7 protein-coding genes are annotated in these 6,885 nt (G+C 73.8%); 2 read left to right on the top strand and 5 right to left on the bottom strand.

Annotated elements, in window-relative coordinates; genetic code table 11:
* The coding region (locus ABZ806_RS44530; RefSeq protein ID WP_500225950.1) for a maltotransferase domain-containing protein at window positions 1–112 on the bottom strand (112 nt) is incomplete at its 3' end.
* Between the two features lie 276 nt (window positions 113–388).
* Here ABZ806_RS44530 and glgP point away from each other — a divergent pair.
* Window positions 389–2,983, top strand: a complete 2,595-nt coding sequence (gene glgP, locus ABZ806_RS44525; RefSeq protein WP_500225949.1) for an alpha-glucan family phosphorylase — start codon at window positions 389–391, stop codon at window positions 2,981–2,983.
* Here the strand turns inward: glgP and ABZ806_RS44520 are convergent.
* Genes ABZ806_RS44520 through ABZ806_RS44505 form a run of 4 tightly spaced genes read right to left on the bottom strand, consistent with a single transcriptional unit; the run spans window position 2,980 to window position 5,561 of the window.
* Window positions 2,980–3,567 carry a hypothetical protein gene (locus ABZ806_RS44520; protein WP_500225948.1) on the bottom strand — a complete coding sequence of 196 codons (588 nt, stop codon included), beginning with the start codon at window positions 3,565–3,567 and terminating at the stop codon, window positions 2,980–2,982. The genes glgP and ABZ806_RS44520 overlap by 4 nt on opposite strands.
* On the bottom strand, window positions 3,567–3,818 hold the full coding sequence (locus ABZ806_RS44515) for a helix-turn-helix transcriptional regulator (RefSeq protein WP_500225947.1): 252 nt from the start codon (window positions 3,816–3,818) through the stop codon (window positions 3,567–3,569). Before ABZ806_RS44515 ends, ABZ806_RS44520 begins: the two co-directional genes overlap by 1 nt.
* Window positions 3,819–3,843: 25 nt before the next feature.
* Complete coding sequence (locus ABZ806_RS44510; protein WP_500225946.1) at window positions 3,844–4,707, bottom strand: ABC transporter permease; 864 nt, start codon at window positions 4,705–4,707, stop codon at window positions 3,844–3,846.
* Window positions 4,707–5,561 (bottom strand): ABC transporter ATP-binding protein, encoded by an 855-nt coding sequence (locus ABZ806_RS44505; protein ID WP_500225945.1) that lies wholly within the window; start codon window positions 5,559–5,561, stop codon window positions 4,707–4,709. The genes ABZ806_RS44510 and ABZ806_RS44505 overlap by 1 nt, the downstream gene beginning before the upstream one ends.
* Window positions 5,562–5,676: 115 nt before the next feature.
* On the opposite strand from ABZ806_RS44505, the gene ABZ806_RS44500 reads away from it, so the two are divergent.
* Window positions 5,677–6,885 (top strand): sensor histidine kinase (locus tag ABZ806_RS44500; RefSeq protein WP_500225943.1); only part of this gene is annotated, 1,209 nt, incomplete at its 3' end.

The raw sequence follows: 6,885 nt of genomic DNA, 5'->3' as shown, positions 1-6,885 counted from the left end.
CCGACACCTCGACCGTCTCACCCACCACGGCCTTCGCCGGCCACCGGCCGCACCCCACCACCGGCGCCACGTCCAGGATCGGAATGCGACCGAGCCTCGGAATGCCGGTCATACGGGACGTTCCGGACTCGACGTGCATGTGCCACCCCTACCCGCGCGGGACTTCCGAAACGTCCCATGCCCGCGAACGGCGGCCTACCGCCCTGTAGTTTGGGATAACTTTACGCAGCCTCACGATCGCGGAAAGTAAGTGACGGAACCGCCGAAGTCCCCGCGCACACGGGGGTTTTCACGTTTTCCCACCGGCCGGTGCCGGGGTCCGGCCCCGGGGCGAGGGTGGGGTGCACCCGTCGCATTCATGGGACGGCAGCGCATAGCGTGGCTATGTGTGAAGGCAATCCGACGTTTCACGGTCCGCACCGTCCTTCCCGAGCCGCTCCGGCAGCTTGAGGAGCTCGTCCTCAATCTGCGCTGGTCCTGGCACCACGAGACGCTCGACCTGTTCCGCGCCGTGGACCCCGCGCTCTGGGAGGCCGTCCACCACGACCCGGTCCGCCTGCTCGGCGAGGTCTCGCCGGAGCGGCTGGCGCGGCTGGCGGAGGACCGGCGGTTCCTGCGCCGCCTGCAGGACACCGCCGAGGACCTGCGCGAGTACCTGACCGCCCCGCGCTGGTACCAGACCCGGCCGGACGGCCCGTCGTCCATCGCCTACTTCTCGCCCGAGTACGGGATCACCGCCGCGCTGCCGCAGTACTCCGGCGGCCTCGGCATCCTGGCCGGCGACCACCTGAAGACGGCGAGCGACCTCGGCGTCCCCATCCTCGGGGTCGGGCTGCTGTACCGGCACGGGTACTTCTCGCAGTCGCTGTCGCCGGACGGCTGGCAGCTGGAGCGCTACCCGCCGATCGACCCGAACGGGCTCCCGCTCACCCTGCTCCGCGAGCGGGACGGGACGCCCGTGCACATCACGATCGGCCTCCCCAAGGGGCACGGCCTGCGCGCGCAGGTGTGGATCGCGCGGGTCGGACGCGTCCCGCAGCTGCTCCTGGACTCCGACGTCGAGGACAACGACCAGGCGGCCCGCGACGTCACCGACCGGCTGTACGGGGGCGGCGGCGACCACCGGCTGCTGCAGGAGATGCTGCTCGGCATCGGCGGCGTCCGGGCGATCCGCGCGTACTGCCGCATCACCGGGCATCCCGCGCCCGAGGTGTTCCACACCAACGAGGGCCATGCCGGGTTCCTCGGCCTGGAGCGCATCCGCGAGCTGGCGTCGGAGGACGGCCTGACGTTCGACGAGGCCCTCGAGGCGACGCGCGCGGGCACCGTGTTCACCACGCACACGCCCGTCCCCGCCGGCATCGACCGGTTCCCCCGCGAGCTGATCGGCCGGTACTTCGGCGGTTCGAACGAGGAGGAGCAGGTCCCCGTCGACCGGGTCCTCGCGCTCGGCGCCGAGGACTACCCCGGCGGCGACCGCACCGTGTTCAACATGGCCGTGATGGGGATGCGGCTGTCGCAGCGCGTCAACGGCGTCAGCGAGCTGCACGGCGAGGTCAGCCGGGAGATGTTCGGCGGCCTGTGGGGCGGGTTCGACCTCGCCGAGGTCCCGATCGGGTCGATCACCAACGGGGTGCACGCGGGCACCTGGGTGGCGCGCGAGGTCCTGGAGTTCACCGCCCGCGAACTGCCGTCGGTGATGGAGACCGGCCGCGGCTGGGAGGGCGTCCGCGCCGTGGCCGACCCGGAGATCTGGCGGATGCGGGGCCTGCTGCGGCACCGTCTCGTGCAGGACGCGCGCCGCCGGCTCCGCGAGTCGTGGCGGCAGCGCGGCGCCAGCGAGGCCGAGGTCTCCTGGATCGACGACGCGCTCGACCCGGGCGTCCTGACGATCGGGTTCGCGCGGCGCGTCCCGTCCTACAAGCGGCTCACGCTGATGATGACCGACCCGGACCGGCTCCGCTCGATCCTGCTGGACCCGGACCGGCCCGTGCAGATCGTGATCGCCGGGAAGGCACACCCGGCGGACGAGGGCGGCAAGAAGCTGATCCAGCAGATCGTGCGGTTCGCCGACTCCGAGGACGTCCGGCACCGCATCGTGTTCCTGCCCGACTACGACATCGCGCTCGGGCAGCTCCTGGTGCAGGGGTGCGACGTGTGGATGAACAACCCGCTGCGCCCGCTGGAGGCGAGCGGCACGTCCGGGATGAAGGCGGCGCTGAACGGCGGGCTGAACCTGTCGATCCTGGACGGCTGGTGGGACGAGTGGTACGACGGCCAGAACGGCTGGGCGATCCCGTCCGCCGACGGCCTGTCCAGCCCCGACCGGCGCGACGAGCTGGAGGCCGCCGCGCTGTACGAGCTGATCGAGGACCACGTGGCCGTCACCTTCTACGACCGCGACTCGGCGGACCTGCCGCGCCGCTGGCTGGAGATGGTGAAGCACACCATCGCCACGCTCGGCCCGAAGGTCCTCGCGTCGCGGATGCTGCGCGACTACGTCGAGGGCCTCTACACTCCGGCCGCCGCGTCCGAGCAGGCCATGGTCGCCGACAAGTACGCGGGCGCCCGCGCGCTGGCGGCCTGGAAGCAGCGGGTCCGCAAGGCGTGGCCGGGCGTCGCCGTCGAGCACGTCGAGTCCAACGGCGAGGAGAGCCCGCAGGTCGGCGCGCGCCTCACCGTGCGGGTCGTCGCGGACCTCGGCGGTCTCGACCCCGGCGACGTCGCCGTGGAGGTCGCCTACGGCCGGGTGGACGACGCCGACGCGCTCGTCGACCCGTCCTACCTGGAGCTGGCGGAGGTCGAGCCGGCCGAGAACGGGCGGCGCCGCTACACCGGCGAGGTCCCCCTCGGACGCAGCGGCGCGTTCGGTTACAGCGTCCGGGTGGTGCCCAGCCACCCGCTGCTGTCGGGGCGCGCCGAGATGGGCCTGGTCGCGCTGCCGCCCGCCCCGCAGGGCATGACGAACGGCGACCTGCGCTAGGCGGCGGGCTCGTCCCCGCCGTCCCCGCCGTCCTCCTCCGCGGCCTCCTCGTCCTCCTCGTCGGGCGGCGGGTCGGGCGCCCGCCATCCGGCGATGAGGACGGGCAGCAGCAGATGCGTCTCGAACAGCCCGACGACGCCCAGCGCGACCGCCGCCATCGGGACCTCCTCGGTGTCGGTGCCCAGCACCACGGCCGCGACCGCGACGAGGACGCCGAGCATCACCCGGTGCGCCACCGCGAACGAGCGGACCCGCTCGGCGACCTGCCGCTCGTCCAGCAGCCGCTCCGACAGTGACATCGTGCCGCGCGTCGCGATGTTCAGCAGGCTGATCACCGGCAGCGTGACCAGCACGGACACGCCGAGCAGGGACAGTGACACCACCATCGCGGTGTCGCTCGGCGCCAGGTTCCACGAGACCGCCGTCGCCGCCCAGATCAGCGCCATCGCCGTCATGCCGGCCGCGGCCAGCGCCCGCCGCCGGCCCCGGGTGGCGTACCAGGAGGGCAGCGTGTCGCGCTGCAGGACCTCCCGCCGGTACGCCGACCACCGCTCGAACATCCGCGTGCCTCCTGTCCCCGTCATCACGTGCTCCCCAGCCGGGGGAACGGCTCCAGCGAGAACACCACCTCGACCGGCACCTCGAAGAACGCGGCGATGCGCAGCGCGAGGTACAGGCTGGGGCTGTACTCGCCGCGTTCCAGGTACCCGATCGTCTGGTAGTGGACGCCGAGCGCCGTCGCCAGCTCGCGGCGCGAGACGCCGCGTTCGGCCCGCAGCACCGCGATCCGGTTGTGGACGTGCTCCTTGCCGTCCGCCTTGTCCTTCGCCACCACCGGCCCAGTCTCCCGCAGCCGCCGGTCAGAACGCGCCCTGCGCGGCCCGGCGCTCCTGCCGCTCGGCCAGCCGCGCCCCGGACTCGCGCCGCGTCGCACGCAGCAGCAGGAAGGGGGCGAGCAGCAGGCCCGCGGCGGCCCAGGCCCCGAGGACGGCGGCGGTCTGCGGCAGGCGCCAGCTCCCGCCGAGCTCGGCGACCGCCATCGAGTCGGGCAGGAACACCGCCCGCAGCCCGAGCCCCTGCCAGTACAGCGGGAAGAACTGCGCGGCGGTCTGCACGGCCTCCGGCAGCCGCGCCACCGGGAACATCACCCCGGAGACGAGCATGAGCGCCATCACCGGCAGCGACAGGATGCTCGCCGCGTTGCGCGGGCCGGGCAGCAGCGCCCCGAGGGCCGCGCCGAGCGGGACGACCGACAGCGTGCCGAGCGCCAGCACCCAGGCCAGCGTCAGCCAGTCGGCGGGCGCCGCCGGCAGCCGGAGCCCGGCGACCGCCGCGCCCGCGACCAGCATCAGCAGCACGTACCCGGCGATCTGCAGCAGCACCGACACCGCGCGCCCGGCCAGGTAGGCCGAGGGCCCGCCGGGGACCGTGCGCAGCCGCAGCAGCGTGCCCTCCTCGCGGTCCGCCGCGATGCCCATCGGCAGGTTCAGCAGCGCCGCCGAGAACACCGAGAACGCGATGAACCCGGCGGTCATCAGGACGGCCTGGGACTCCCCGGTCCCCTCCACGACGGTGTCGCCCTGCCAGCGGACCAGCAGCACGTACACCCCCACGGTGCCGATCAGCGTGGAGACCAGCTCCCGGCGGCTGCGCAGGAACTGCACGTGCTCCGTCCAGCCGCGGCGCAGCCCGATCCGCATCGCCCGCATGCCCGGTGCGCTCATCACGCGGCCTCCTTCCGTGACACGAGATCGAGATAGCTCTGCTCCAGCGACGGGCGCCGGACCTCCAGCCCCGGCACCGGCCCGCCGAACCGCCGGTGCAGCTCGAACGCCAGCCGGGACGGGTCGGACGTCCGCTCGGCGCGCGGCACGCCGTCCTCCAGCCAGCGCACCTCCGACGCCGCCTGCACCACCGACGCCAGGCCGGACGAGGTGCCGCAGACGCGCACCGCGCCGTCGACGAGGATCGCGATCCGGTCGGCGAGCCGCTCGGCCTCGGCGAGGTCGTGCGTGGTGAGCAGCACCGTCATGCCGTCGTCGCGCGCGAGCCGCTCGACCAGCCCGTGGAACTCCCGGCGCGCCTCCGGGTCGAAACCGGCGGTCGGCTCGTCCAGGAACAGCAGCTCGGGGCGGCCCACGATGCCGAGCGCGATGTCGAGCCGGCGCCGCTGGCCGCCCGACAGCCGCCCGACCGCCTGCCCGGCCTGGGCGGTGAGGCCCATGACCTCCAGCAGCTCGCCCGGGTCGCGGGGCCGCGGGTAGAAGGCGGCGATATGCGCGAGCAGCTGCCGGACGCGCCAGCGCGGGTGGTCCTGCCAGTTCTGCAGGACGACGCCGAGCCGCGCCCGCCACGCGTCCCCGCCCGTCCCGGGGTCGGTGCCGAGCACCGCGACCTCCCCGGACGAGCGGCGCCGGAACCCCTCCAGGATCTCGATCGCGGTCGTCTTCCCGGCGCCGTTCGGGCCGAGCAGCGCCACCACCTCGCCCGACCGGACGTCGAGATCGACGCCGCGCAGCACCTCGGTGCGGCCGTACCGCATCCGCAGGTTCCGCGCCCGGATCACCGGCTCGCTCATGTGCACCCCCATACCGGGACTTGGATCATCAACCCGATTCCTACTTCCATTGATAGTAGAAGTACTACATTCCATCGCAGTGTCGCAAGCGGAGGGATCCTGGCAGGATGGACACGTGCGACTGACGACCCGACGCGAGCGGCCGCTCCGGCGGCTGCTGGAGGGCCGCACCGCGGACGCGCTCCTGGCGGCGGGCTGCCTGCTCCTCCTCGTCGTGATCGCGCTGCTGGAGACCCATCTCGTGGGGCGCGGCGCGATGCCGCACTTCGGCTGGGCGCTGATCGTGATCGCCTGCGGGGCGCTGTACTTCCGCCGGAGCCACCCGGTCGCGGTCGCCGCCGTCACGCTGGCCGCCTGCGGGGTCTACTACCCGGCCACCGACCCGGACGGCCCCCTCATGATCACCTTCGTGATCGCGCTCTACACCGCGGCGGCCGCGGGGCGGCTGGCGACGGCCGCGCTGCTCGCCGCCGCCGCGATGGCCGGCACCGTCTACGGCGACACCCGCGACGACATGAACCATCTGGCGGACGCGGCGTCCTTCCTGCTCGCGGGCTGGTTCGTCGCCGTGATCGCGATCGGCGGCGTCGTCCGCAACCGGCGCGCCTACCTGCGCGAGGCGCAGGAGCGCGCACGGGTCGCCGAGCGCGGCCGGGAGGCCGAGGCCCGCCGCCGCGCCGTCGAGGAGCGGCTGCGCATCGCCCGCGAACTGCACGACGTCCTCGGCCACAACATCTCGCTGATCAACGTGCAGGCCACCGCCGCGCTGCACGGCCTGCGCCGCGAACCCGAACGCGCCGAGGACGCGCTCACCGCGATCAAGCAGGCCAGCAAGGACACGCTCCGGGAGATGCGCGCCACCCTCGGCGTCCTCCGCCAGGTCGACGAGGCCGCCCCGGTCACCCCGGCGCCCGGCCTGGCCCGGCTGGACGAGCTGACCAGCGGCATCTCGGCCGCCGGGCTCGTGATCCGCACGAAGATCGAGGGCGATCCGCGGCCGCTGCCCGCCGAGGCCGACCTGGCCGCGTACCGGATCGTCCAGGAGGCCCTCACGAACGTGACCCGCCACAGCCGCGCGTCCACCGCGACGGTCCGCGTCGGCTACGCGGAGGCCGAGGTGACGGTGAGCGTGGAAGACGACGGAATGCCGTCGTCGTCCGGGACGCCCGGGGACGGAAGCGGCATCCGCGGCATGCGCGACCGCGCCGAATCCCTCGGCGGCGCGCTGGAGGCCGGACCCGGCGCGGACGGCGGCTTCGCCGTCCGCGCCCGCCTGCCCCTCCCGGAGGAGATCGACCCGTACGGACCGAAGAGGTCGCGGCGC

The organism is Spirillospora sp. NPDC047418, assembly GCF_040643275.1.
Classification (GTDB): Bacteria; Actinomycetota; Actinomycetes; order Streptosporangiales; family Streptosporangiaceae; genus Spirillospora.
The sequence above is the reverse complement of the archived record's forward strand: the minus strand, read 5'-3'. Positions and strand labels throughout refer to the sequence as shown.

Coding starts and splice junctions, on each gene's coding strand:
- ABZ806_RS44505 (WP_500225945.1), bottom strand. CDS start 5,561: ATGAGCGAGCCGGTGATCCGGGCGCGGAACCTGCGGATGCGGTACGGC.
- ABZ806_RS44520 (WP_500225948.1), bottom strand. CDS start 3,567: ATGACGGGGACAGGAGGCACGCGGATGTTCGAGCGGTGGTCGGCGTAC.
- ABZ806_RS44510 (WP_500225946.1), bottom strand. CDS start 4,707: ATGAGCGCACCGGGCATGCGGGCGATGCGGATCGGGCTGCGCCGCGGC.